General features: G+C 65.7%; 2 protein-coding genes and 1 pseudogene. All 3 read right to left on the bottom strand.

Annotated features, from left to right (window positions below; all coding sequences use genetic code 11):
- Nucleotides 1–547: ABC-type transport auxiliary lipoprotein family protein (locus tag WCA85_RS34320; protein ID WP_424070077.1), on the bottom strand; the 547-nt coding region annotated here is incomplete at its 3' end.
- 18 nt (nucleotides 548–565) lie between these two features.
- On the bottom strand, nucleotides 566–1,528 hold the full coding sequence (locus WCA85_RS34315; protein ID WP_424070075.1) for an MlaD family protein: 963 nt from the start codon (nucleotides 1,526–1,528) through the stop codon (nucleotides 566–568).
- A gap of 15 nt (nucleotides 1,529–1,543) precedes the next feature.
- A pseudogene (locus WCA85_RS34310) lies at nucleotides 1,544–1,660 on the bottom strand (ABC transporter ATP-binding protein); the annotation flags it as partial.

Raw genomic sequence — 1,660 nt, 5'->3', positions numbered from 1 at the left:
CCTGTGCGCCACCGGCCGCATCGGTCGAGTTGGCGGGCGCGCGGGCAGTGAAGGTCTGCTGGGCCAGCACCTTGCCGTGGTGGGTCAAGGTGGCGCGCGCTGTCACGGCGCCGTGGCTTTGCGTCTGGCTGTCGAAAACCTGCTCAAACTCGTCGAGGTCGACTTTGAGCACCGGCGCGCTCACGCCATCCGCGCCAGTCAACACCGTGCCGCGCTGCGATAGCGCATTACGCAGACGCAGCGTGAGCAGTTCTGACGGCGCCATAGCCCAGTGGCTGGTTGCATATGACGCCGTCTGCTGCGCGTCGGCATAGCTGAGCCGGTAAATCAGTTTGTCCGAGGCCAGCGTTTCGGGCGCGCTGACTGCCAGCACCTTGATGGCGGGCATCGATCCCGTGGCGGCCGGCGCGGTCGGCGGCGGCCCGAAATCGTAACGAACGTTGGTGAGCGGTGCCGACGTGCCCACGCAACCGGCCAGCAGACTGCAAGCGAGCACGAGCGCACAGGCGGCGCTCGCGGAAGATAAGCAGTTCAGGGGACGTGCCATGACGATCATCCTTTCAGATCACTTTGCCGCGTGGCCAGCAGGCCACGTGAAACCAGTCTCGCCAGGCCCCGGGGCCGCTGGCGGCGCGCCGAACAACAAGCTGTGCGGACTGGTGCTGACCATGTCCGCCGCACGGTCCACGGACCGCACGGCGGAGCGCACCTCGTCGGCCAGCGAATTGACGCGCGGCAGCGTCTCGTACCCCACCCGCGACGACAGGTCCTGCAACGACGCATTCATTGAGGTCAGCGCGTCACCCGCCTGCGCCGCCGCCGTGCCGACCTTGTTCAGGTTGGCTTCAAATGGACCATCCGGCCGGTTCAGACCGGTGATCAACTCGTTAGTAGACGCAAGCGTGCGATCCAGCTGATCGATCGTCTGCGGCAGCTTGCCCGCTGCGGGCTCCATCTGTTTGGTGAGCGTCGTAACGCCGTCGGCAGCGTGTTGCAGGCTCGCGGCGGTGGCCAGTAACTGGTCGCGCATCTGCGGCGACAGTACGTCGTTCACGTCATCCGTGATGCGCTCCAGCTTGCGCAGCAGGATGTCGCCGCGCTGCTGCAACTGCTCGAGCAGACCCGGGCGCATCGGCAGTTGCGCGACCTGCTTGGGGGACGACGCCAATGGCGTCGTGTCGCGCCCTGTATCGTCGAGCTGGATGAACGCAATGCCCGTCACGCCCTGAAACCCAAGACTGCCGAAGGTGGAGTGCGTGATCGGCGCATGCTGGTCCACCATGATGCGGATCAGGATCTGCCCCGGATGATCGCGGTCGAACTTGATTGCTTGCACCTTGCCGATGTCCAGACCACGGTAACGCACGGCCGCATCGGTGTAGAGACCGTTGACGCTCGTGCGGGCAATCAGATCGTATGGAACCCGCACCGAGCGGTCGACATTGAACAGGAACGCGGCCGCCCCGATCGCCACCAGCAACACCACCGTGAAGAGCCCGGCCCAGAAGGCGTGTGATTTGTTTTCCATGTCAGGTTCCCTGTTTCACAGCGGCAGTTCGGACGATGCGGGTTCGAGCGCGGCAGCCGGCAACTTCGCGCGGCGCTCCGGCGGCAGCGCCTGCAGCGCGCGGCGCCCGCGCAGGCCGAGGAAATATTCGCG

This window comes from Paraburkholderia sp. (assembly GCF_049581445.1).
Taxonomy (GTDB): domain Bacteria; phylum Pseudomonadota; class Gammaproteobacteria; order Burkholderiales; family Burkholderiaceae; genus Paraburkholderia.
The sequence above is the reverse complement of the archived record's forward strand: the minus strand, read 5'-3'. Positions and strand labels throughout refer to the sequence as shown.

What these genes read in the sequence shown, in the direction of transcription:
- WCA85_RS34315 (WP_424070075.1), bottom strand. Translation starts at nt 1,528, where the DNA reads ATGGAAAACAAATCACACGCCTTCTGGGCCGGGCTCTTCACGGTGGTG.